The following is a 23,859-nucleotide window of genomic DNA, read 5'->3' as shown; positions in this document are numbered from 1 at the left end:
TCGGCGCGGTCACCAGGGATTCTGGCCGTCGCCGAGCGAGCGCTTTTTCCCCGTCGTCGTGGCCGCGGGCGCGGCCGTATTGAACGGATCCGCATCGCCGAGCTTTCGCTTGGCGCGGGTGCTCGTCGCGGCGGGGGCGGGCGAGGGCGGTGGTGTGGGGGTCGCCGCCGGCTCTTCGGGCGGATCGTCGCTCGTCGTCGTAGGGGTTGCTTGCGCCGCGCCGCTCTTCGGCTCCAGCACGAGCTCGAGCTTCGCGTCCTTGTCGAAGGTGACGATCTGCGCGGCCGATCGATGATCCCGCGCCTCCGCGTGGACACGGTGGCTGGCTCCATCCGCGGGGAATTTGCCGGTGAAGGGGTTGGTCGGCAGGTGCGCGCCGTCGAGAAAGATCTCCGCTTGCGCCGGGATCGCGCGCACTTTGATCTCCACCATCGCCGTCCCTTCGGGCGTGTTGGTCGGAGCAACGGCAGCCGTTGCGACGGGCGCGGCCGACGGCGCCGGCTGCGGGGCCGCCTCGGTTTGCGTGGCCTCGGCCGACGAGGGCGCCGCATTCGGGCCGGGCGCCCTTGACTTCATGAAAACGAAGGCGCCCATCGCCGCGGCCAGGACGATCGCGGCGCCAAGGATCATGCTCCCTCGGTTCGACGCCGGGGCCGCCGCGACCTGCATCGTCGCTTCTTGCCCCTGCGAGGGCAGTGCCGCGGGGGGCAAGCTGTTCGTGCCTGGGATTCGCGCGTTGGATCCTGTCAGGCTCTTCGGATTCGAGCCCGAGCCGTTCAAGCTGTGACGCCCGGAGCCTCCGAGGTTCGGGATGCTCAGCGAATCGGGGGCCGCGTCGGGGGGGCCCGCGACGTCGGGGATCGCCATCCGCTCCCCCGATTGTTGCGCCTTCAGCTTGCTGATCTGCTGGTCGATCACCTTTCGGATGTCGGCCCGCTTGTCCCCGAACGCGGTCGTCACGTAGCGGCCCACGTCTTCGCTCGAAGTGCGGAGGCGAGCCTGATCCAGATAAGCGAGGATGTCCGCGCGCATCTCGGCGGCTGTTGCGTACCGCTCGGCCGGATCCCGGGCCATCGCTTTGGCGCAAATCCGATCGATCTCCTCGGGCGCGTTCGGATTCACGTCGTGGACGCGGGGGTACTCGCCCGTCGCGAGCCTGTGGAGCACCTCGATGTCCGAGGCCTTGTCCCAGAGCTTGCGGCCCGTGGCGATTTCCCAAAGCACGATGCCGAGCACGAAGACGTCGGCGCGCCGATCGAGCGGCTTGCACCGCGCCTGCTCGGGCGCCATGTACGCGACCTTGCCCTTGACGATGCCGGTGCGTGTCTCGCCCGAGCGCACCTCGGATTTCGCAATGCCGAAGTCGAGGATCTTCGTGTGCCCATCGTACGTGACGAGGACGTTGTGCGGGCTCGCGTCGCGGTGGACGATGTGGAGGGGTGTGCCGTCGTAGTCGGTGAGCTCGTGCGCGTAATGCAACCCCGCGAGCGCGTCCGCCACGATACGGAAGAGCAGGCCGGGCGGCGGCGGGTCTTTTTTCGCGCGGCTGATGATGCGGTTGAACGGCTGGCCTTCGAGGTACTCCATGGCCATGAAGTATTCCCCGTCGGACTCGCTCACCTCGTACGTCTGGACGACATTCGGGTGGCTCAGCCGCGCCGCGAGCCGCGCCTCGTCGAGGAACATCTCGACGTGATCGGGATCCTCGACGTAATCGCGCCGGAGCCGCTTCACGACCTGCAGCTTGTTGAATCCAGCCGGGCCGGGGACGACCGCGAGGTACACGTCCGCCATTCCCCCGTGACCGAGGCTCGCGATGAACCTGTACTTGCCTATGCTCGAATCGCCGTCGTGATGGGACAGGGGCGGGGCAGCAGACACGGACGACATGATCCGCTCCTTCCCGTGACGAAGCAAGTACGATTCCGTGGCGCGCGTTTTTCTCCGCGTTCGTTCATCGACAACGGTAATGGATCTCGCGTGTCACACAATCGTAACGTGATCGTCGGCAACGTGAAACGTGCGTATGCGTCACGCAATCGTGACAGGCTCCACGTCACGCCGAAACGGAGACGCGTCACCCTCGCGCGCGATCGTTCCGAGCGGGACGAACCAAGCGAGGTGCTTGCGAATGAAACGAAAGATCGCTGGAGCCGGGCCGCGTCATCTCCTCACGCTCGCGGGCGCCGGTGCGCTGCTCGCCGCAGCGCTCGGGGCTTGTGGGAGCGATGGGAAAGACGGCGCGAAGGGTCGAGACGGCATCGACGGGCAGGACGGCACGCAAGGGCCGCAAGGAGAGCCGGGGTCGCAAGGCCCGCAAGGAGAGCCCGGCGCGCCCGGGGAGCCGGGGTCGCAAGGCCCGCAAGGAGATCCCGGCGCGCCCGGGGAGCCGGGGTCCCAAGGGCCTACCGGGGAGGCGGGCATCAAGTGGCCCGATCCTTCACGGCCGCTCTCCGGAATGGTCGCGTTCACGTTCCTGGATGATCTCGGTACGGGCGCGGCGGATCTCGGCCAGTACGTGCGGACGCGGGTGGATCAGGTCGCGAAGGGCTCCTTGCCGCCCGGCGTGCAGTTCCCGCTGGCCAATGCGGCGACCGACAGCGTGCGTGCGATCGCAGGCCTCTCGGGAAACGTGGTCGTGGCCTGGCTCGATCCGCTCACCTTCGATCAGAGCCACGCAGCGCCGCGGTTCGGCGCGAACAACGATTACGTCGCGTTCTTCGGGGACGGCTGGAGCGACATCTCCGGCGCCGCGCCGCAATGGAACGGCAGCGGGGCCTCCGGCTGGATGTGGGTCAACCACGAATACATCTCGAACAACGCTCCGACGGCGACGACGGCGCCGGTGGGGCAACACCTGACGCTCGCGACGTACCTCCGGTCGATGGATGTGCTCGTGAACGACGTCACCTCGAACGAATGGTCCGAGGCGAGCCGCGCGACGTACGTGCAGGAGTCGAAGCGGCAGAACGGCGGATCGTGGTTTCACGTGGTGCAGGATCCGGCGTCCGGCGAATGGGAGGTCGATCGCGGGGCGAAGGCCGTGCGGTACGACTCGACGAGCCGCACGCTCCTGCACCTCACGGGCATCAAGACGGTGGCGGAGGATCACGACGATCAGGGCAATGCCCTGCCGCCCGGCGTCGTCAGCGGCATCATGGGGGATTGCTCCGGAGGACAAACGCCCTGGGGCACGGTGATCACGGCGGAGGAGAACGTTCAGGACTATTATGGCGACCTCGAATCCTTCTGGACCAGCGAGCAGAAGCTCGTCCTCGGGGCCGGCGCCGATCCCGGCGGGCCGATCACGTTCGACACGAAGGTGAGCCCCACGAGCGAATATGGCATGTCCCCGGATCCGCTGACGCACCACGCGCGGGATCTGTATGGGTACCTCGTGGAGATCGATCCGGGGCAGCCGGAAGGCGAATACGAAGGAAAGACCACGAAAGGCGTGGGGCACAAGAAGATCGGCGCGATGGGCCGCGCGCGATGGGAAAACGCGACGTTCGCGGTCGACGCGCAGTGGAAGCTCGTGCCGAACCAGCGCGTTGTCGTCTACGCCGGGGACGATCGGCGGAGCGGCCGCATTTTCAAGTGGGTCTCGAAGAACCCGTACACGGCCGGGATGACGAAGGCGGACACACGCGCGTTGCTCGACGAGGGGTCGCTTTACGTCGCGCATTTCGCGGGCCTCGACAACACGACCGGCGTCACGATGCTCGCCACGGGGCAGGCGCCGACGGAGGCGCAGCCGGGGACGGGGCAATGGATCCACCTCAGCACCACGAGCACGATGGTCGCGCCGAACGCGGCCGCGCTCGGCGAGCCCGGCAAGACGGTGGGCGCGGCCCTGATGGATATGGACTTCAATGGCCTCGGTGGCTTCCTGAGCGACGACGACGTGCGCCGCGCGCTCTTCACGGCCTGCGCGAAGGTCGGCATCATGGAGCTGAACCGCCCCGAGGACGTGGAGTACAACCCGAAGGATCCGAGCGGCACGCCCCGGCTATACGTGGCTTTCACGAACCACGGCCGCAAGACGCAGCTCGATCAACAAGGCAAGCTCATTGCTCCCGCGGAGCACGACGTGACCTCGCTGAAGCGCCCCGACGCGGTCGGAAACATCTTCGCGTTCCAGGAAGCAAATGCGGCCGATCCGGGCGCGTCGATGTCCTTCACGTTTTTCCGTGCGTGGGCAGGAACGAAAGCCGCGGGGCCGTACGACGCGGCAAACCCCGACAACCTCGTCATCGATCGGGAGGGCGGCGTCTGGTTCGGCACGGATGGAAACTTCGGCACGAACAAGACCTCGGACGCCGTCTATTTTCTCGACCTCGATCCGGCGCACGCGGCGGGGCAACCAGGGATCGTCTCGGCGACGTTTGGCAAGGCGTTCCGCGTCCTCGCCGTGCCGAGCGACGCGGAGGCCACCGGTCCGGCGCTCGGGCCGGACATGCGTACGCTTTTCGTGAGCGTGCAGCATCCCGGCGAGAGCGTGTGGAGCGTCTGGCCGAACGGAGGTTGAACCCATGAAGAGGACGCACGAAGTTCGCCCGGGATCGTGGCTCGCCGTCGGGCTTTTGTTGTCCCTCGTGGCGGCTTCGTGCGGCCGCCGCGAGGAGCGGGGTGCCGAGGCCGGATACGACCCGCTCGCGCGCGCCCGCGAGGCCGCGGGGCGCGTGCGGAACCCCGAGGCCTCGGTGCCACCGCTTTGTTATACCAAGACCCACGGCACCTCGAATCCCTGCTGGGTCTGCCACACGAGCGCCCACGGCCCGAACACGCGTTCGGACGGGGATCTCCAGGTGGAGTATTCGTTCTCCGAGACGGCTCTGAAGAACCATTACGAAAATCTGTTCGTCGACCGAAGGGCCGACATGGTGGCCCTCTCGGACGAGGAGATTCTCCGGTACGTCCGCGAGGACAATTATGGACCGCTCCGGCGCGCGCTCCTCGGGGCGCCAGGGTTCGAGGGTTACGTGCCGGACCTCGACCTCGAACGTGGCTTCGACGAGCAGGGGTTTGCGAAGGACGGGAGCGGCTATCGCGCCGTGCGGTACAAGCCCTTCCCCGGCGCATTCTGGCCGACGAATGGAAGCACGGACGACGTCTTCCTCCGCTTGCCCGAGCTTTTCCGCAAGGACATGCAGGGCGCCACGTCCCGCGCGATCTACATGCTCAACCTGTCGCTGCTGGAAGCCGCGATTGCCTCCGATCCCGATGCTCCGCCGGATCGGATCGATCGCAGGATCGAGCCAGTCGACGAGCGCCTCCTCGGGTTTGATCTCGACGGCGACGGGGCCCTCGCGCCGGGCGTCACGCGCGTGCGGCGTTTGCCGAAGACCTATGCCGGGGGCGCGTCGAGCGTCCCCCTCGAACGGGGGCTTTATCCACGCGGCGTCGAGTTCTTGCATTCGGTCCGTTACCTGGATCCCGACGCGCCCGGGTTCGCTGCGCGGCGAATGAAAGAGCTGCGATACGCGCGGAAGGTGCTCTCCCCCGATCGATGGGCGCTCCTGCGGGCGCAGGAGAAAGAGCTGGACGAAAAGGACGAGGGGCTCCTGCCGGTGTATACGGGATCGGCGATGAGCGGGCTGCGGAATGCCTTTGGCTGGCAGCTCCAGGGGTTCATCGAGGACGAAGCCGGGCGGCTGCGGCTCTCGACGGACGAGGAGCATCGCTTTTGCATGGGCTGCCATTCGAGCCTGGGTGTGACCGTCGATCAAACGTTCTCGTTCGCCCGCAAGGTGCCCGGGGAAGCGGGGTGGCGCGTGCAGGACATTCGAGGCATGCCCGACGTCCCGCAGCTCGGCCAAGCGGATCCCGAGGTGCTCGTGTACCTCCGGCGCGTCGGCGGCGGGGACGAGCTCCGGGCAAACGACGAAATGACGGGGCGATTCTTCCCGGGCGGCACGCTCGCCGAGGCCGAGGTGCGACGCGCGGCCCCCGGCGGCGATCGGGATCTCGCCTTCCTCCTGCTCCCGTCCCGCGCGCGGGCGCTCGCGCTCGACAAGGCCTATCGCGTGTTGGTGCGCGGGCAGCGCTTCGATCTCGGCCGTGATGCGCTGCCCACGCCCGCCGCGAACGTGCATGCCACCATCACGAACGGGTCGACGGGGCTCGAAGAGGCGAATCGGGTATACAGGGACGGCCGATTGCGGCTCGATTGGGGGGCGACAGCCACGAGCTCGAGGTAGGACCTCGGCGAGCCCCATGCAAAAGGGTACCGCTTCTCCGGCGCTTGCGATACCTTGCCGGCGGTGGACCTCCCGCAGACGCTCCACGTGCTCCATACCTCGCCGGCGCTCACCGTCGTGGATTTCACGTGTGGTTGCGGTCCACGCCATGCGGCCCCGGAGGAGGCCTCCGCGAGCACGGACTTCGCTTTCGTTCGTCGGGGCAGCTTTCTCAAGGAGAGCGAAGGCCGGAGCATTTGGGTCGATCCGCACCGGGTGCTCTTCCACAACACCGGCGAGGTGGGCCGGGTGCGGCACCTCGTCGACGGGGGCGATCGCTGCACCATCTTTCGCCTTTCGGAGGAGCTGACGCGTGAGGTGGTCGCGTTGCACGACGCCGCTGGCGCCGATCGGATCACGCGTCCTTTCGCTCTGCCGGATGCGCCCGCCGACAGCCGAACCTATCTGCTCCACCATCTGCTCGTGGCGGAGCTCGAGCAGGGCCCCGGCGAGCCGCTGCGTATTCAGGAGCGGACGCTGGATTTGCTCGACGCGGCGTTATGCGCGGCCCGAGGCAGCGCGCTCCGCCCGCGTCCTCGCGACGCAGCCACGCAGCGCCGCCATCGCGACCTCGCGCAAGGCGCGGCGGAGCTGCTCTCGCGTAACCTCTCGGATCCTCCGGACCTGGAACAGATGGGCCAGGCGCTGGACAGCTCGCCCTTCCACCTGCACCGGGTCTTTCGGGCGAGCACGGGCCTGCCGATGCACCGATACTTGCTGAGCCTGCGCCTGCGCACGGCGCTGGAGCGCCTGGTCGGCGGGGCGCGGGATCTGACGGCGCTGGCCCTGGATCTCGGCTTCTCCGACCACAGCCACTTCACGAACGCCTTTCGCCGCGAATTCGGGTGTAGCCCCTCCGCCGTGCGACGCCTCCCTTGGCCCACGTCGGCGCGCAAGATCCTGCAAGTCCGCACGCCGGCGGGGAGCTAGAGTCTTCGGCGTCGAGAGGAGGATCCATGATTGGTGGCATCAAGCGTGTGCAGGTGAGGGCGGGTTCGGAGGGCGAATTCGAGGCGGAGCTCCGAGAATTCACGGCGCTGGTTCGAGCCCATGAGCCGGGCACGCTCAGCTTCGACCTGTTTCGAGATGGCGCCCCCGGGCGTTACGTGGTCCTCGACCGGTATCGAGACGGCGACGCCCTGGCCGCCCACAACGGATCACCTTACGGAGCCATCTCGTTTCCGCGGGTCCGCGCATTGCTGGAGCGAATCGACGTGCGTTATTTTCCGGGTCATGAGCCAGGCGATACGCAGTACACCGCGGTGGAACTGACGCGCGCGCCGTGGGAGAAGGCTTTCCGTTTGGCCGCGGAGATTCGCCTGATGCCCCGCTGGGCCACGCGCTTCTGCCAGGAACTCCGCGAGGAGGGAGAAACGTTCGTCGTGCGCTCTTCGCAAGGTGACGTGCGCTTCCGCTACGAAGCAGACGCCGCTGCACGCGTGATCTGGCATTGCGCAGACACGGGCAGCGGAGAGCTGCGCATGCCCATGCGCGTGTTGCCGCACGGCCCCGGGAGCTTGCTTCTGTTCACCATCCAGCAGCCAGCCGGGTGCTCCGAGGCCGCCTTCCGCGAGCAGATCGAATGGGTGGATCAAGAGCTCGGTCAGTTGCGGGAGCTGGTCGAGGCGCCTTAGCTGCGGCTTGCTGGTTCCTTGGTCCCTCGCCGTCCTCCAACACGTTTTTCGCGCGGCGGTCAACAGCGAGGGCAGCCCGGGAGAAATCGCGTATACTCCGCGCATGAGCACCTCCCAGCGCCATGACGAAGGTCTCGAGATCCGCCACCGCACCGTCGACGTAGGCGAAGTGCGCCTGCACATCGCCGAGGCCGGCAGCGGCCCGCTCGTCCTCCTCCTGCATGGGTTTCCCGAGTTCTGGTATGCGTGGCGGCGTATCCTCCCGGCGCTCGCGCGCGAGGGGTTTCACGTGGTCGTCCCGGACATGCGCGGGTATGGATCGTCCGACAAGCCGGAGGGGATCGAGCCGTACGGCACCCAGCACCTCGCCGCCGATATCGCGGGGCTCATACGCGCGCTCGGCGCGCCGCGGGCCTCGGTCGTGGGGCACGATTGGGGCGCCGCCGTCGCGTGGTGCTTCGCCATGGCGCATCCGGAGCTTTTGGAGCGGCTCGTCGTGATCAATGGCCCGCACCCCGAGCGGATGCTGCGCGACGGGTTGCGCTCGCCACGGCAGCTCGCGCGAAGCTGGTACATGTTCATGTTCCAGCTCCCCGGGCTCCCCGAGCGCCTCATGAGCCGGGACAACCACGCCCTGCTGCTGCAGGCGCTCCGCGAGGAGGTGCGCGGGCCGAACGCGCTCGGCGCCGAGGAGCTCGAGCAGTATCGCGAGGCGTTCGCCGCGCCCGGCGCGCTCACGGCCATGATCAACTATTATCGCGCTGCCATTCGACGGAAGAGCCAGGTCCGCACGCATCGCGTCGATGCGCCGGTGCTCGTGTTATGGGGCGACGAGGACCGCCACCTCGGCCGCGAGCTCGCCGATCCGGGGGCCGATCTCGCGCCGGACGTGCGCATCGTGCACGTCCCCGGCGCGACGCACTGGATTCACCACGAGCGCCCCGAGCTCGTGACGTCCGAGGTCGCCGCATTTCTTCGGCACAAGGGCGCCTGAGCCCCCGCCGGTCGCTCGATCCGTCTATCGCCCGAGCGGCAACGTTACCGTGAACGCGGCGCCCTCGCCCGGCGCGCTGTGGACGCAGATCGTCCCGCCAAACGCCTGCACGATCGTGCGGACGATATGAAGGCCGAGCCCGAGGCCGCCATAACTGCGCTCCGAGACGGCCCGCTCGAAGCGACCGAAGATACGCTCGTGATCCTCGGCGCGGATGCCGATGCCCTGGTCCCGCACGGTGAGGCTGGCGGTCGCGGAGGCGACGCCGATCTCGATACGAATGGGCTTTCCAGGGCCATATTTCAGCGCATTCGAGAGGAGGTTGTCCACGACCTGCTCGATGCGGAGCCTGTCCCAGAGGCCGATCACCGCGGGCGGGGCGTCGACGAGGAGCGGCGCGTGCACCCGCGAGGCGTCGGGCGCGAGGCGCTGGCACACGTCGCGCACGACCTCGACGAGATCCACCTCCTCCCGCTCCACGGAGAGTTTGCCCGCCTGGATGCGCGTCGCGTCGAGCAGGTCCGTCGTGAGATCCGTGAGGCGCCGCATTTGCCGCTTGGCCACGTCGAGCACGCTCTTGACCGTGCGCACGTAGGGCGTGTCGGGCTGCGCCGCGGTCGCGCGCTCGAGGGATTCGAGCCGCAGGAGCAGCGGGGTGAGGGGCGTCTTGAGTTCGTGGGAGGCGATCGAGAGGAAATCGTCGCGGGCGCGCACCGCGTCCCGCAAAAGGGCGACGAGGCGGGTATTTTCGTAAAGCGGCCAGGTGATGTCCGCGACCTCCCGGAAGAGCTTGACCTCGTCGTCCGTCCATCGACGCGGCGCCTTCGTGTAGGCGGAGAGGTACGCGACCCACTCTCCATTCCGGAAGAGCGGCGCCATGAGGATCGAAGCGACGCCGTACCTGCCATGAATACGCTCGTACTCGGCGCACATCCGCGGGTCGGTGCGCGTGTCGTGGACGACGATGACGTGCCCCTCGCGCATCTCGGCGAGTGTCCCGCCCCAGACGTCGAGGGGAAACCGCTCCGCGTCGTGGGGCTTGTTCCCAACCTCGTATTCGCGGACGTGCACGACCTCCCGCGCGGCATGATCCACGAGCACGAGGCCCGCGCCACGCGCGCCGAGCCGCTCGCCGAGGCGCGTGACCGCGAGCCCCACGAGCCCCGCCGGATCCTCGTAATGCAAAAGCTCGGACTGAAGCGCGAGCAAGAACTCCCGGCGCTCCTCGAATCGTTTTTTCTCGGTGATGTCCGTGGAGATGCCTGCCACCAGGGAGGGCGCGCGGTCGGGGCCGGGGAGAGGGAATTTGATGGAGAGGTACGTATGGGGCCCGTCGGCCAGGACGAAGCTCTCTTCGACCTCCACGGGCATCCCGTGGTCGCGCACGAGCGCGTCGTGGACGTGGAAGACGGCGGCCGTTTCTTGCGGGATCACGTCGCGCTCGAAGGTGCCGATCAGCTCTTCCCGGGATTTTCCATAAGCGAGCTCGACGTGCCGATTGACGAGCACCAATCGGCCCTCCGCGTCCTTGATGTAGATGGCAGCGGGCGCGTGATCCGCGATGGCCTGGAGCTGCGCCTGGTGCTGCCGGAGCGCCTCGGCGAACGCCCGGGCCCGGTCGCGCTCGGCGGTCACCTGCGCCCGCGCCGCCACGAGGACGGCGCGCTCCACGCGATCTTCCTCGATGCGCGCCACGACCCCGGCCGCGAGGTACGCAAGGACGTGGAAGGCGACGAGCGTGAGGAGCACGAAGACGGAAAAGGAAAACGTGAGGCTGTAGAGCTCCGCGTAGTTCCCGAGGCGCAGGAGGACGGCCAGCCCGAGTGGCAAGAGCGTGGCCACGAGGAGGAGCCTGCGGAGGAGGACGCCGCTCGATCCGCCGCGCAAGAGGGCCGCCAGAATGCCCCGCTCGGGCGTGAGCGCGAGGCACGAGAGGCCGATGAGCAGCGCCGCGAGGGCGCTGGGAACGGCCATGCCGATCATGCGGGTGACGCCGAGGAGGACCCGTGCGCCGTGCACTTGCCCCACGAGCGAAAGGAGCGCGAGCAATCCCCCGATCGCCGCGCACGGGGTCGTGATGGCCCGCGCGCGCCGCGAGCCCCTGGACAACGAGAGGCACGCGAGCGCCGTGAGGGTCGCGACGACGGCCGTGTACAGCGACATCCGGCCGGGGAAGGGGGCGGGCATGGCGTGCGCTGCGCCTTCGAAGAGGAGGCGGTCGAAGAGGACCACGCCGGTCGCATATTCGAGGAGCGTCGAGAGCGTGATGACGAAAGAGGCGGTCGCGAGTGCGGTGGCCGGGAGGGAGCTCGGAGCGTTTTTCCTTTGCCGGGCCACGCTCACGGAGAGCACGGCGAGCGCCTGGAGGATGAGCGCCACGGCGGTGACCGGCATCATGGGTTGATGGCGGGGCAACCAGGTGCGGAGCCTGGGGACGTCGAGCGTCCATCCGGCGAGCGCGCAGACGGCCACGATCACGACCGCGACGCCGAGAAACAAGGCGAGGCGAGCGGCTGAACGGGAAATCGAGGCGCCATCCAACACGGCCTCCGGAGGGGCACGCGGGTCCGCTGGAGGAGCTCGGTCGAGCTCGGATGACATAAAACCCAATTTACAAACTATCAACGCAGAATGTCAGAGCAATCGCCGCGTCTCGGGTGTGAATACGGCGAAGCGCTGGGGACGTGCGTACGGTTCCGTCCTGCTCGTCCGCGTGTTCTTCGGTCGTTCCTCGGTCGTTCCAGAGCGCGGCGGCTCGTTTGGCGGGGATGCTCGCCGGACGCGCGGGACGCGCTGTCACGGCGCGCCGAACAGCGCCTTCATGACGTCGGGGAAACGGCGGTTCCAGGAGATCTCGTCGTGGGCGCCGATCGGATCCTCGTACCAGAAGAGCTCTTTGCCCTCGACGTACCCATAGGACTGTTTCAGGAGCGCCACCATTTCGATCCCGCGCTTCGTCGCGGCCGCCTCGATCGCCTCGTTGTGGAAGCCGCCCGTGCGGATGAGGCCCCAGTCGATCCAGAGCCGCGGCCGGATCGCCGGGTCTTCGAGCGTGCTCGCGAGGGTCGTCACGAGCACCGAGCTTTCGAGCGGGCCGCCTGGGAAGTTTCCGCCGAAGACCGGGTCGAGCCCCGCCCAGAACGAAGGCGAGAGGCAGCCGGCCTTGCCGAACCGATCCGGGCGACGGTTCGCCATGTAAAACGACGCGAGTCCGCCTCGCGAGGAGCCGAGGATGGCCGTGTTCGCCGGCTCGGGTTTCGTGCGGTAAGAGGTGTCGATCCAGCTTTTTACGTCGTCCGCGACGTACGCCGTGTATTCGGGCAGATCGCAGCAGGGCTTGCCGTCGCCCATGTCGAGGTGGCTGTACTCGCGCTCCCGCTCGATCGGGTGGAGGGCGACGACGATCACCGGGGGGATCGCTTTTTCGGCGTACAGCTCGGAGAGGCGCTGATCGACGTCCCACGTGATGTTCCCGGGCCCGCCGGGCCAGAACGTCGTGTGTCCGTCGTTCATGTACACGACGGGATATCGCGCGTCGGTCTCGGCGTACGCGCGGGGCAGGTAGACGTGCACCTTGCGCGGGGCAAACCCCGCGGGGCCTATCGTGAGCGCGTCGTAGGTGTGAAAATACCCCGAAGGCTGGGCCTCGTCGTGCTCCCAGCCATTCTGTCCACCGAGCGTGAAGGGTTTTGTCGGTAGCGGGACGATCGGGCCCCCACCGCCACTCCCGCCGCCGCCACCGCTTCCGCCACCGCCGCTTCCGCCGCTGCCACCGCCACCGCCACCGCTTCCGCCACCGCTACCGCTACCGCTCGAAGCGGTGTGGCTCGCCGTGGGGTTTTCCGTATCTGAAGCGGGCGTGCAGGCGAGCAGCCACGCGAGGGTGGCGAGGGGGACGGCGGCGCGGGGGGTCACGGGGCGGGGCTCATTTCTTCGCGGCCTTCATGATCTCGCCGATCTTCTTGCCGAGCTCGTCGAGCTGCTTCTTGTACTCGTCCATCTGCGCCTGGTGTTTGTCGGCGCGGGCTTTGGCGTCGTCCTCCTTGGCCTTGTCCTTGGCCGTGACCGCCTCCTCGCCCTCCTTCGTCGCGGCCTCTTTTTGCAGCCGCTCGTGCTCCATCAGCTTGCCGATCACGATCCGCTTGTTCACGTACGTGCCGGAGTCGGCGGGCTCGAGCGCGATCACCTTGTCGTAGTACTCCGCCGCCTTCTTGAGGTGCTCCTCGACGGGCGGGGCCTTCATGTCGCGGGCGCCGCCTTTTCGCGCGGCGAGCTCGCCCATCCACTTGAGGGACCCGAGGTCGTTCGGGTTCAGCTTGATGGCCTCGACGAAGTTCTTCTCGGCCTTGTCCATCTCGTTCTTGGACATGTAGATGCCGGCGAGGTTCGCGTAGACCTCGGCCTTCTTCGCCGCGTCGGGCTTGAAGTCGAGCGTCTTCAAGATCGCCTGCTCGGCCGCGGCCATGTCGCCGGCTTCCTTGTGGCTGAAGGCCTTTTTCTCCCAAACCTTCTCCTGCTTGGGATCGGCCTCGAGCGACTTGCCGTACTCCTCGGCCGCCTTCGTGAAATCGCTGGCGGCGAGGAACTCGTCCCCCTTCTTCAGGTGCTCCTGGGCCGGCCCCTTCGGCCCGTCTTCACACGCCGGAGCCCCGGCAAGCATGAGCGCCCCGACGAACCACAGGATCTTGGTACGAATCTTCATGCGTGACCCCTCAGGGCGAACGAAAGCCCCACCTCGTTCGCTACACCTCACGCGCCTCGCCCACAAGAGGTTTTTCGCAAACATCCCTCAAAGCGGGCGGTCGACCATTTCGACCCAGCGCGTCGCGCGGGCCTCGCCGCGCTCGCGCGCCGCCACGAATTCCGTCCGCGCGCCGGTCGCGTCGCCCTGGAACAGGCGCACCATCCCCGATACCCATCGCTGCTCGGCGGTCCTCTCGCCGCTGCCGACGAGCCACGAAGGACCCCACTCGGGCGCGTTCTCCCAGAATCCCGCGGCCGTGATCGCGGGATCCTTCTCCCACACCTCGACACGCGGTAGGTCCTTCCAGATCGCATGGCAAAGGATCTGAAAGCCCATGAAAGGGAGGAAATCGTCCTTGCCGCGTAACGCGCGGAGCTGCTTTCCGAATGCGCCGTCGAGTCCCTTTTCGCGGCCCGCGAGGATCGATACCTCCGAGATGCAGAGGTTCTCCGGCAAGAATCCGTTCACATACGAGAGCATGCGCGGAGCGTCCTCGCGGCTCATGACGAAACGCGCGACCCCGACGAGCGGCATCAGGCGCGCAGGATGCGGCAGGGCCCGATCCACGCGGCGCGCGACTTCGAGGATCTGCTCGGCCATCGCGTACTGCACGAACTCGAGCACGTAGCCGCCGTAGCCCTCGTCGAGGAAGATGCCCGCGTCCGGATACCGCGAGACGGCCGTGACTTCGCCCGCCGCCCCGGTCTCCGCCACGACGGCCTTGGCGAGCGCGATGCAGTCGAAGACGCGGTTCTCCTCGGTCTCGGGCATCCACGCCCAGAACTCGGGCTTTACGTAGGAGCTGCCGACCCCCGCGGCCGCCGCGAGATCCGTCAGGTTGTTGTCCTGCTCGCCCGTGGCGTACTTGTAGGAAAAGCCATCGGTTCCGCTGATGTAACGGCCCATCGCGTGCTCCTCGTTCGGGGGGGAACGAATATCGAGAGGGGCGGGCGGCGTCAAGGAGGCGGCACACGTGCGCGTGGACGAGGGCGCGAACCAGGGGGCGAGATCCTCCCTTGCGCCCGTGAGGCCACAGCGGTGCCTCGCCCCGGGGTCCGGCCGATCGGCGGGGAAGCCCATTCCGTTCCGCATGGAGGGCGCCATGTTGAGGTTGGACGCTCGGCATCTCGCGGGGCGCGGGGAGCGTCGTGGATGCCAATCACTCGTCGGATCCGTCGTTGTCGCGTGGCGGCGGCGAGCGTTTGCGGATCGCTTGCTTGATGCGAGCGAGGTAGGGTTTGTGGCTTTTGAAGGCGCGGCGGACGTGACGGGTGAGCTCTTTGCGCGTCGCGATCTCGGGCGTCTCGCCGCGAGCATCGGGCTCGAGGTGCGTCCTGCCGTCAAAGCCGGTGAAGAAGACGACGCCGTCGAGGGCCTCGGCGATGGCCTGGGCGACGACCTCGCTGAGGCTCCAGCCGGCGGGGCGCACGGCGACGAGGGAGGCTGGCTGGTAGCCGACGATGGTGGACGCGTAGTGCATGAGCTCGGGATCATCGTCGTTCCATGCGTCGAGCGATCCTTCGTCGATGTTGTTGTTGCCGTCGTAGGAGAGGGAGATCGACCATGGGTCCTCGCCGGGAGGGAATGGGCGGCGGCCGGCGATGAGGAGCTGAAGTGCCATGCGCGGAACCTATCACGGGGCCGTGTACAGGTGCGAGTGGTGGTGGTTCGGAACATCTGGCGGATGAATTCACCTGACAAGCCCGCGGTGCCCGGAGGACACGACCGGCTATGGCAATCGCTCCAAGGACGGCATTCGCGTGGGGGTGCCGTTCGAGGACAAGCGGGGAGTGGCGCGTCGACGAGGACACGAACCGAGCGCCGATCGTGTCCTCCTGGGTCGACAAGGACGCGAGGGGCGTCGGGATCCTGCGCTGGTTGACCGACGAGCACGCGGAGGGAGGTCCGATCGCGTCCTTGTCAGCTCACAAGCCCGCGCAGGGAGCCCGGTTCGTGTCCTGGAGAGTGTACCAGCACACGTGGGGACCTCGGATCGCACCCTGGTGCGTTGACAAGGGGGCGGAAGGAGCCGGGTTCGTCGGGTGGTCAGAAGGCCAGGAGACGCGACGAACTCGGATCGCGTCCTTGCGTGTCGACGGGCGCGGGAGGGGCCGGGGGGCCGTGCGCAGCCGACGAAGAGGCGTCAGGGCGCCGCGGCTTTCCGCGCCACGAGCATCACCTCGCCGACCTCGGCGCCCTTCTTGACCCAGCGGTAGAGCAAGAGGCCCCCGGCGAGCGTGCTGCCGGGCATCGCGGCGAGGCTTCCGTGGGCCGTGAGGACGGGCGCGAGCTTGTCGCGATCGAGCACGGAGAATCGGTCGCCGCCGCTGACCGTCACGAAATCGGAGAACACGTGCAGGTTTGGCAGGGGCGCGACGACGCGCGCCCGTTCCTTGCCGGCGGCGTCGTACGCCACGAGGTTTGTGTTTTCGAGGTAAAATCCGCCGCTCGGATCGTCGTGGACCGTCGTGCCCGCGGGGACGTGCACGGTTGTGGTGACGGCGCCGTTTGCAGGGTCGAGCAAGAGAAGGTCGAGGGGTGGGTCGCCGTTCGTCTCGACCGCATAAAAGGGGAGGTGGGTGCCGCGCGGGACGGCGAACGCCCCCGGGCGGACCTTGGCGCGCCAAACGGGTTTTCCGGTCTGGATGTCGTGAAGGAAGGCCTCGTCCTCCGCGAACCGGAAGAGCCCGGGGGGGTTGTTGATCCAGGCGAGGAAGCTCTTCTGGACACGATCGATGTTCGCCTCGGGCGGCGAGGCCCAGCGACGGGCGCCGGTCTCCGCGTCGAAGACCGTGACTTCTTCGGCCGAGCTCACGAGCCAGAAGAGCTTGCCGTCCGGGGAAAAGCTCGGGTCGTCGCGGGGGGGCTCGCCGGGCGGGCTCGGCGTGCGATATCGGACGGCGCCGGTCTTCGCGTCGAGGCCGAGCAAGACGAGCGGGTGCGAGAAGCGGCCGACGGTGGGCTTGGTTTGGTCCTCGACGATGACCACGCTCGTTCGTCCATTGCCCCCGACGAGCGTGGTGCCCCGGCCGAAACAACCAGAGCTCGGCGTGCCGTCGGGATCCCACTCCTCGATGTGGGTTTTTTCGAAGGAGGCTTTTTCGATGGGAGCGAGGGTCTTGCAATCGACGATCTGGAGCGTGCATTCGCAGGCGAACGCGCACGCGGCGCCGCGCGTGACGAGGGGGCAGTTGCCATTCGGCGGCACGCGCGTGGGCGTGTCGTGGGCGCCGGTCGTCGGATCGACCGTGACGAACTGATCCGCGGCCCAATAGAGGACCTTGTCCCCCCGCAGCCCGAGCGTGTGCCGGCCGCGCGCGGCTTCGGGCAGGAGTTTTTGGCGAAATCGGAGCGCCCCGGTTTTCGTGTCATACCCGGCGAGCGTGACGAAATCGGGCTCGATGAGGATCGCGGTATCCCTGGCGATCAAGGCATCCCATGCAGGGACGCGCAGCCGGACCTCGATGTCGCCGGTGATCGTGCCTGCGGGCGGCGGCGCTTCGGGGGCCGGCGCGGCTGCTGGATTCGGCGTCGATTTCGCGGTGCTGGCCGCGGGCGTCACGGGGGGCGCGGCGGAGGCGATGGGCGCGGGGGTGTGGCCGCCGGGGTCCGGGGGATGGGACGCGCAGGCGGCTGTGAGAAGGGCGGGGCCTGCGAGCCATGGGGGGAATCGAGCGGGCACGGCACGAAGAATACAGGAAGCCCGTCGGGCTGGGAACCGTCCGGCATCCGGCTTGCCCCGGGGAGAGGTCATGCGGAAGCATCTCCCGCTCGGTGTGCAAAGCCGGTCGCGGCGCGCGCATGCGCGCTGGCGCAGGCCCTCCCGTGCCGATCGTGGAGACGAGCGCCGGACGCTCGTGCCCTTCCGCCGCTTGATCCGGCCCGGCGTAGGGGTTCGGCGCTTCATCAAGGATCTCTATAACGAGTTTCGCGAGGACCAGGTCTCGACGGGGGCGGCGGCGCTCGCGTATTTCTTGATGCTGTCGATTTTCCCTGCCGCCATTTTCCTCCTGAGCCTGCTGCCGTATCTGCCGATTCCGGACCTCGAGCCGGCGATCATGGACCTCTTGGGGGAGCTGATGCCGACGCAGGCGGCGGAGCTCTTCACGACCACGATTGATCGGGTGCTGTCCGAGCGGCGCGGCGGGCTGCTCTCGGTGGGCCTCCTGGGTACGTTATGGGCTGCGTCGAACGGGCTCAACGCGGTGATCCAGCAGCTCAACGTGACGTACGACGTGCGCGAGACGCGGCCGTTCTGGAAGACGCGGGGGATGTCCGTGCTGCTCGTCCTGCTCTTCGGCGCGCTCGTCGTGACAGCGTTCGGGCTGATCGTGTTCGGTGGGATCTTGCAGCGCGAGGTGGCGGAGCTCATCGGCTGGAGCGGCGTGCTCTTGAAGCTCTTCTCCGCGTTCCGCTGGATGGTGATCCTGGGCTTTTTGCTGACGGCGTTCGCGGCGGTGTATTATTTCGGGCCGAATGTGGAGCAGCGGTTCCGGTTCATCTCGCCGGGCGCCGTGTTCGGGGTCGGGGTGGTCATCCTCGCCGCCCTCGGTTTTCGGTTTTACGTGGAAAACTTCGGGAAGTACGAGGCGACGTACGGGAGCCTCGGCGCGGTGATCGTGCTCCTTCTTTGGCTCTACGTCGCAGGAATCGTGATCCTCCTCGGATCCGAGGTGAACTCGCTGCTCGAACACTACGCGCAAGGCGGCAAGCGCAAAGGAGAACGCCAACTGCCCGGCTCAAATTCCTGATCACATCGACCGCATCGCGGTCGATGTACCTTCGGTCCAGGCCGTGCCTGGTCCGGGTCCAGGGGTGGACAACCCCTGGTCGGGGTCCGGGGTGGAAACCCCGGCGCGACGTTCCTTTACGAACGACGACCGGCCCAGCGGACGACGGGGCCTGCGCCTCGGCCGCCGCCGAGGCTCGTGGCGCCTCGGCGTTTGCGCCAGTCGCCGGCGAGGATGCGGCGCCGGCCTGCGGATTGCTCGGGGGCGACGGTGTAGGCTTGGGCTTCGCGACCGTCTGCGAGGCGGATCGGGAGGCGCTGGTTCAGGACGGGGTGGCCGCGGAACACGTCGAGCGCGGCGAGGGCTTGGGGGTCGAGGGCGTAGAGTTCGCCTGTGACGGCGACCATGCCGCCGGGGACGAGGGCGCCTGTGGGGCCGAGGTCGACGAGATCGTAGGTGGGGGTGGTCGTTGCGGGGCCGAGGGGGCGTGCGGCGGCGAGGCGTGTGTGGAGCTCTTCGCCTTGCATGAGGCTGTCGCACACGAAGAGGACAATCTCGCGGTTCGTCGGCGGCGCGGCCATGGCCGGAACGATAGACCACGGCGGTGGAGACGCAAAGCCCCGGCGTGGGGCGCGTCCCGGGCGGGATACGTGCGAGGCAGAGGCCCGGCGCCTTGCTCTGCAGGGACCGGCAAACTAGGCTGCGCCGCGCCATGTCGCCCGAACCTGTCTTTCGTCGCCCGAGCGCCGCGGGCTCCTTGCCACGCCGGGCGCGCTTTGCCTCTGCCGCGCTGGTCCTCGTTGCCTCGGGCCTCGTCGGCGCCTCCGGTTGCTTCGCGGTCGCCGACGGCCTGCCGCCGCCCCTCGACGCGTTCTACTACCCGACGGGCCTCGTGGTTTCGCCCGGACGCACTGCGCTCTACGTGGCGAACTCCGATGTCGACCTGCAATACAACGGCGGCACGGTCTTCGCGCTCGACCTCGTGAAGCTTCGGGCCGACACGAGCAAGCTGCGGCAGGCGATCGTCGACGCGGCTGCGAGCTCTGCGGGGGGCGACGAGCCGATGCGCGCGGCTTGCAACACGCTGGGCGTCGGGCGGAACGACAACACCACGCTCTACCCGGGGCCTTGCGCGCCCGTCGTGCTCGCTCCGTACCAGCAGGGCGGCAAAGTCGTGACGATCGGCGCCTTTGCTTCGGATGCGGTGATCGCGGTCAAGCCGAACCCCTGCGAGGACGGCCGCGGCGCCCGCCTCTTCGTGCCGGTGCGCGGCGATCCCTCCGTGACGTACTTCAACATCACCGACGATCGCGAGATCTCGTGCGACGGCGCGCCGCTGCCCGCCTCGTCGCCTTGCGGGGCCACGATCTGCCTCGACTGCGGCGCGACGTCGTCGGGCGGGCGTTGCTCGCGGGACTTCCTCGTCGGCCGTGATCCCTCGGACAGCCAGCGCGGGCTCACGCTGCCTGTCGAGCCTTTTGGCATCGCGGTGGACGATCGCAGCGAGTCGATCGTGGTCGTGCACCAGACCGAGCAGACGGCGAGCCTCGTCGTGAACCGGTGGGAGAGCGAGCCTGTGCTCGAGCACTACCTCACGAACCTGCCACCGGGGCCGACGGACGTGGCGAGCTTCCCGATCCCGCGGTTCGTCGAGGAGAACCGGGCCACGGTCGACTACACGCCCGCGTTCGGGGTGAGCTTTCGATCGACGGCGGTGTTCGACGTGTTGCGGTACAACGACGACGGCGGATCGAGCCCGGCGCGGCCGTTCGTCACGCGGAACGCGTCTGTGCGGATCGGGGCGACGGCGAGCTCGACGGACTCGCGCGGCGTCGCGGTCGACGGGACGAAGCGGCGGGCGTGCGAGGACACGTGCCCGACGGGCGCGGCGCGAAACGGCTGCCTGCGGGCTTGTGCCGAGGACAACCCGCTCGGGATCTACATGGCGAACCGCGCTCCGGCGGCGCTCGTGATCGGGCAGGTCGAGACGAGGTTCACGGAGCGCGAAGGGCCGAACGGGCCGGAGGTGACGGGCGCGTTCGAGGAGGTCTCGTTCCACGACTCGGTGCCGCTCGCGTTCGGCGCGTCGCGCGTGAAGATGGGACAGGTGATCGGCAAGGATGGCCTTCCTGCGTGGCGCGTCTTTGCGGTGACGTACGATTCGGGCCTCGTTTTCTCGTATGACCCGGCGTCGCGGCGCGTGGACAACGTCATCAAGACGGGCCGTGGCCCGCACGCCCTCGCGTTCGACACGGAGCGGATGCGGGACGAGGCGGGGAACCTGGTTCTCGACGCAGAGGGCAAGCCCATCTGGTACTCGACGATGTACGTCGCCCAGTTCACGGATTCGTACGTCGGCGTCGTGGACCTCGACATGCGGAATCAAGCCACGTTCGGGGCCCTGTACATGACGCTCGGCAAACCGGTGCCGCCCAAGGAGTCACAATGAAGCGGCGTATTTCCCATTCCCCCCTCGGCGGTCTCGCGCTCGCCGCGCTCGGCTTGCCCCTCGCGCTCGTCTCCAGCGGCGGATGCCAGACGCAGACGGTGCCGACGGCGGTCCGCGCGCTCGAGCGCTCGGGGCGCGTGTCGTTCCTCTGCCTCGGCGCTCCGGGCGTCGGGACCACGCCGGCGCTGCCCTTCGAACGATGCAGCGGCACGCGGTTCGCGACGCCCGACGCGTACGCCGTGGCGAACGGGGTGACGACGCAGCCGCACCTCTACGCGCTCGTGACGCAGACGACGCGCGGCGAGGTGGCCGTGGTCGACATGAGCACGAAGGTCGACGCCGTGCTCGACTCGAATCCGCGCGTGCCCGGCGCGAACTTCCTGCCGATCGGCGCGCAGCCCGTCGACATCGTGAGCACGAACGGCAGCATGGCGGCGTTCGTCGGCGTGGCCGAGCCCGGCCGTGCGGGGATTTTTGCCCTCGCCGCGAAGGACATCCGCGTGTGCGACACCTGCGCGCCGAAGTCGCTGTCGAGCTGGCCTGCCTGCGCGCTGCCCGGCGCGCCGGGCGAGATGCTCGTCGTCTACGATCCGAAGAACGACGCGGACGAGGTCCGCGCGCGCTGCGATGACACGACGTTCGCGAAGCCGCGTGATCCCGAGCCCGATGGGGCGGGCGGGTACCTCGTCGACCTCACGCAGGAGGGCCTCGGACGGCCCAAGCTCGTCGTGACGATCCCCGATCAGGGCGCGCTCGCCGTGATCGACGCGCAGACGCTCTTCGACGTGGAGCGCGAGGCCGACGGCACGCCGAAGAAAGATCCCGAGACGGGCGCGTTCGTGTACGTGCACGCGCCGGGTTCGTGGAAGGAGTGCCCCATCGATCGCTGGGTGCCGCTCACGGTGGATCTGCCCGTGCAGAGCCCGCCCGCGTCCCCGCCGACGGGCGCCGCGTGCGTCGCGCCCCCCGTGACTCCGCCCGCGCCGGCGCAGGCCTACGATGCGCGCCCCGCGGGGATCACGCTCTCGGAGGAGCGGCTCTTCGTCGGCGACATCGACGCGCCGGTCGTCCACGTGCTCGACATGAAGACGCCGTGCGAACCGATCGAGCGCGAGCCGCTCTTGCCGACGTCGCTGCGCGAGCCCGCGCGGGTCGTGACGACGAGCCAGATCGCCGCGTCGCCGACGCTCGCGGGTTCGCTCGATCGGTTCCTCTACGCGGTCGACGATCTCGACGGCAGCGTGATGGTCTTCGACATCGCCGAGGACGCGACGTCGCGCAGGCCCGTCACGCGGCCCCACCCCGAGTGGACGCCGGGGCAGGCGCCCGATCGCGTGGAGTTCGGCGTGCCCGTGCAGGATCTCGTGATCATCGAGCGCGACAACCCGCAGCCCATCCCGAGCACGGGCGTGGCGCCCGAGGGCGTGCGTTGCAATCCGGATCCGGATCTCACGGTCTGCACGTCGACCGCGACGTCGTGTGATCCCGAGACGCTTTACCGGACGAGCGGGACCTACGAGAGCGGCGCGGGGCCGACGCGCATGCGCGGGGCGTTCGCGTACGTGGTGCTCGGCACGGGGCAGATCGCGATCGTCGACATCGACGATTACGACGCGTTTTGCCGCGCGCCGACGAAGTACACGTATCTCTACGGCTGCCCGCCTCCCGGCGCGCCGGCGGGCCTCGCCGACGAGGACGCGCTCGCGAGCACGGGCGAGGTCTCGTGCAACGTCGTCGTGCCGCACACGCCGCGCAGCGCGAACTACATGCGGACGTCGGAGCGGACGGGCCAGAACCAGCCCGGCCTCTCGGGCTTCCCCTTGCTTTACAACAACCAGGGGACGCTCCAGGCGACGTTCGATCTCGACGCGCCGCTCCTTCGGGCGACGGTGCCCGCGCCCAAGGACGCGAGCGAGACGATTCCGCCCGTGCATTTCACGCTCGCCGTGGGCGGGACGCTCCGGGTGATCGATCAAAAGACGGGGCTCACGACGAACTCCGGGGATCTCGAGCACACGGTCGCGATGAATCTCGAGGATCCGCGCGCCCAGTCGACGAGCCAGACGTTCACGATCACCTACGAGGGGGCGCTACCGGGTTTTGCCGGGAAAGCGGCCCGGCTCGATCTCACGGGCGGGCCTGTGGCGTCGCTCTCCGACGCCGCGAGCCGCTTCTGCGATTCGGGCGTGCTAGGGCAGCGCGCCTGGGAGGAGATCCTCGCGAGCGAGGGCGACGCGAACGCCGCGGCGAATGCGAAGTCCTTCGCCGATTACGTGCAGATCGGCTCGAACATCCCCGCGGAGGACGACATCCACTGGAAGAGCCCGGAGACCCAAGGGGTCTGCACGTTCCAGCAATGCAAAGCGACGTTCGGGCCGGCGGAGCTGCCGCGGCAGGCGCGCGACATCACGATCGTGGAGGCCTATCAGGATCGCCTGGAGCTCGGCGCGTCGCGCGGCGGGGCCGCGCCAGAGCTCATCGAATGCTGCTTCCCGACGCTCGTCGGGTTCAATGTTCGCGTGGGCGGGCAATGGGCCGTGACGGGCAACGCCTCGGGCTTTTTGCACCATGTGATCTCCACGCCGGAGAGCGTCGGCACGACGCCGCTCGGGGCTTGCCGCAATTCGTGTGACCCGACGCTCGCGCGGCAAAACGGCCGCGTGCGCGCCGTGCCCCACGGCACGGTGGTGAAGGACGGAGACCCGCTCGCTTTCATCAATCCGTTCTTCCGCATGGCCATCAACGATCCGGCGCCCGACAACGAATTCGACTCGGTCCCGGACGACAAGAGCACGATGGCCGACGACGCGCGCGCCGCGGCGATCAACGCCCCGCCGCGCGATACGTTCTTCCAGTTCGCGACGCAGGGCTCATTCCGCCCGCTCATTCTGAACCTCGCCTCGGCCACGACCGAGATCCAGCCCCAGGCCGTCACGTTCGTCCCCTCCACGGGCGAGCTCGCCATCACGGACGGCTCCCTCGAAGGCCTGATCCTCCTCTCGGCCAGCCGCCTCGACATCACGCGCCAGTATTATTGACCGGGGTTCGTCCCCGGACCCTGAACGCCTG

Annotated in this window: 16 protein-coding genes; 8 read left to right on the top strand and 8 right to left on the bottom strand. The window is 68.3% G+C overall.

Annotation, left to right across the window (positions count from 1 at the left end):
- Positions 1-9: 9 nt before the first annotated feature.
- Positions 10-1,890: a serine/threonine protein kinase gene (locus tag POL67_RS30880; protein WP_271923635.1), complete on the bottom strand. Its 1,881-nt coding sequence runs from the start codon at positions 1,888-1,890 to the stop codon at positions 10-12.
- A gap of 241 nt (positions 1,891-2,131) precedes the next feature.
- Here POL67_RS30880 and POL67_RS30875 point away from each other — a divergent pair, with 241 nt between their 5' ends.
- From POL67_RS30875 to POL67_RS30855, 5 genes are all read left to right on the top strand, one after another.
- Positions 2,132-4,528: an alkaline phosphatase PhoX gene (locus tag POL67_RS30875; protein ID WP_271923632.1), complete on the top strand. Its 2,397-nt coding sequence runs from the start codon at positions 2,132-2,134 to the stop codon at positions 4,526-4,528.
- Between the two features lie 4 nt (positions 4,529-4,532).
- Positions 4,533-6,200, top strand: a complete 1,668-nt coding sequence (locus POL67_RS30870) for an Aq_1262 family (lipo)protein (RefSeq protein ID WP_271923630.1) — start codon at positions 4,533-4,535, stop codon at positions 6,198-6,200.
- 63 nt (positions 6,201-6,263) lie between these two features.
- Positions 6,264-7,169, top strand: coding sequence for a helix-turn-helix transcriptional regulator (locus POL67_RS53780; RefSeq protein WP_271923628.1), 906 nt, complete (start codon positions 6,264-6,266; stop codon positions 7,167-7,169).
- A gap of 26 nt (positions 7,170-7,195) precedes the next feature.
- Complete coding sequence (locus POL67_RS30860) at positions 7,196-7,873, top strand: putative quinol monooxygenase (protein ID WP_271923626.1); 678 nt, start codon at positions 7,196-7,198, stop codon at positions 7,871-7,873.
- Between the two features lie 103 nt (positions 7,874-7,976).
- The gene (locus POL67_RS30855; RefSeq protein ID WP_271923624.1) at positions 7,977-8,867 is read left to right on the top strand and encodes an alpha/beta fold hydrolase; all 891 of its coding nucleotides are present in this window, start codon (positions 7,977-7,979) and stop codon (positions 8,865-8,867) included.
- 24 nt (positions 8,868-8,891) lie between these two features.
- Here the strand turns inward: POL67_RS30855 and POL67_RS30850 are convergent, their stop codons facing one another.
- The 6 genes from POL67_RS30850 to POL67_RS30825 form a co-directional block, all read right to left on the bottom strand.
- Positions 8,892-11,366 (bottom strand): ATP-binding protein, encoded by a 2,475-nt coding sequence (locus POL67_RS30850; RefSeq protein WP_271923622.1) that lies wholly within the window; start codon positions 11,364-11,366, stop codon positions 8,892-8,894.
- Between the two features lie 297 nt (positions 11,367-11,663).
- Complete coding sequence (locus tag POL67_RS30845; protein ID WP_271923619.1) at positions 11,664-12,782, bottom strand: alpha/beta hydrolase; 1,119 nt, start codon at positions 12,780-12,782, stop codon at positions 11,664-11,666.
- A gap of 10 nt (positions 12,783-12,792) precedes the next feature.
- Positions 12,793-13,569, bottom strand: a complete 777-nt coding sequence (locus POL67_RS30840) for a tetratricopeptide repeat protein (protein WP_271923617.1) — start codon at positions 13,567-13,569, stop codon at positions 12,793-12,795.
- A gap of 87 nt (positions 13,570-13,656) precedes the next feature.
- Entirely contained in the window at positions 13,657-14,517 is an 861-nt protein-coding gene (locus tag POL67_RS30835; protein WP_271923615.1) for a hypothetical protein, read from the bottom strand.
- A gap of 253 nt (positions 14,518-14,770) precedes the next feature.
- Positions 14,771-15,232, bottom strand: a complete 462-nt coding sequence (locus POL67_RS30830) for a hypothetical protein (RefSeq protein ID WP_271923613.1) — start codon at positions 15,230-15,232, stop codon at positions 14,771-14,773.
- A 522-nt stretch (positions 15,233-15,754) separates the two neighbouring features.
- Entirely contained in the window at positions 15,755-17,293 is a 1,539-nt protein-coding gene (locus POL67_RS30825) for a PQQ-binding-like beta-propeller repeat protein (protein WP_271923611.1), read from the bottom strand.
- Positions 17,294-17,363: 70 nt separating this feature from the next.
- On the opposite strand from POL67_RS30825, the gene POL67_RS30820 reads away from it, so the two are divergent.
- Complete coding sequence (locus tag POL67_RS30820) at positions 17,364-18,362, top strand: YihY/virulence factor BrkB family protein (protein WP_271923609.1); 999 nt, start codon at positions 17,364-17,366, stop codon at positions 18,360-18,362.
- A gap of 116 nt (positions 18,363-18,478) precedes the next feature.
- Here POL67_RS30820 and POL67_RS30815 read toward each other — a convergent pair whose 3' ends face one another.
- The gene (locus tag POL67_RS30815; protein ID WP_271923607.1) at positions 18,479-18,922 is read right to left on the bottom strand and encodes a gamma-glutamylcyclotransferase family protein; all 444 of its coding nucleotides are present in this window, start codon (positions 18,920-18,922) and stop codon (positions 18,479-18,481) included.
- A 131-nt stretch (positions 18,923-19,053) separates the two neighbouring features.
- Here POL67_RS30815 and POL67_RS30810 point away from each other — a divergent pair, with 131 nt between their 5' ends.
- On the top strand, positions 19,054-20,790 hold the full coding sequence (locus tag POL67_RS30810; RefSeq protein WP_271923605.1) for a hypothetical protein: 1,737 nt from the start codon (positions 19,054-19,056) through the stop codon (positions 20,788-20,790).
- A complete protein-coding gene (locus POL67_RS30805) occupies positions 20,787-23,828 on the top strand; it encodes a hypothetical protein (protein WP_271923603.1) in 3,042 nt (1,013 codons plus the stop codon). The genes POL67_RS30810 and POL67_RS30805 overlap by 4 nt, the downstream gene beginning before the upstream one ends.
- The last annotated feature ends 31 nt before the right edge of the window (positions 23,829-23,859 follow it).

It is taken from the genome of Polyangium mundeleinium (genome assembly GCF_028369105.1).
In the GTDB taxonomy this organism is placed as follows: Bacteria; Myxococcota_A; Polyangia; order Polyangiales; family Polyangiaceae; genus Polyangium; species Polyangium mundeleinium.
This window is presented reverse-complemented; position numbering and strand designations above follow the sequence as displayed.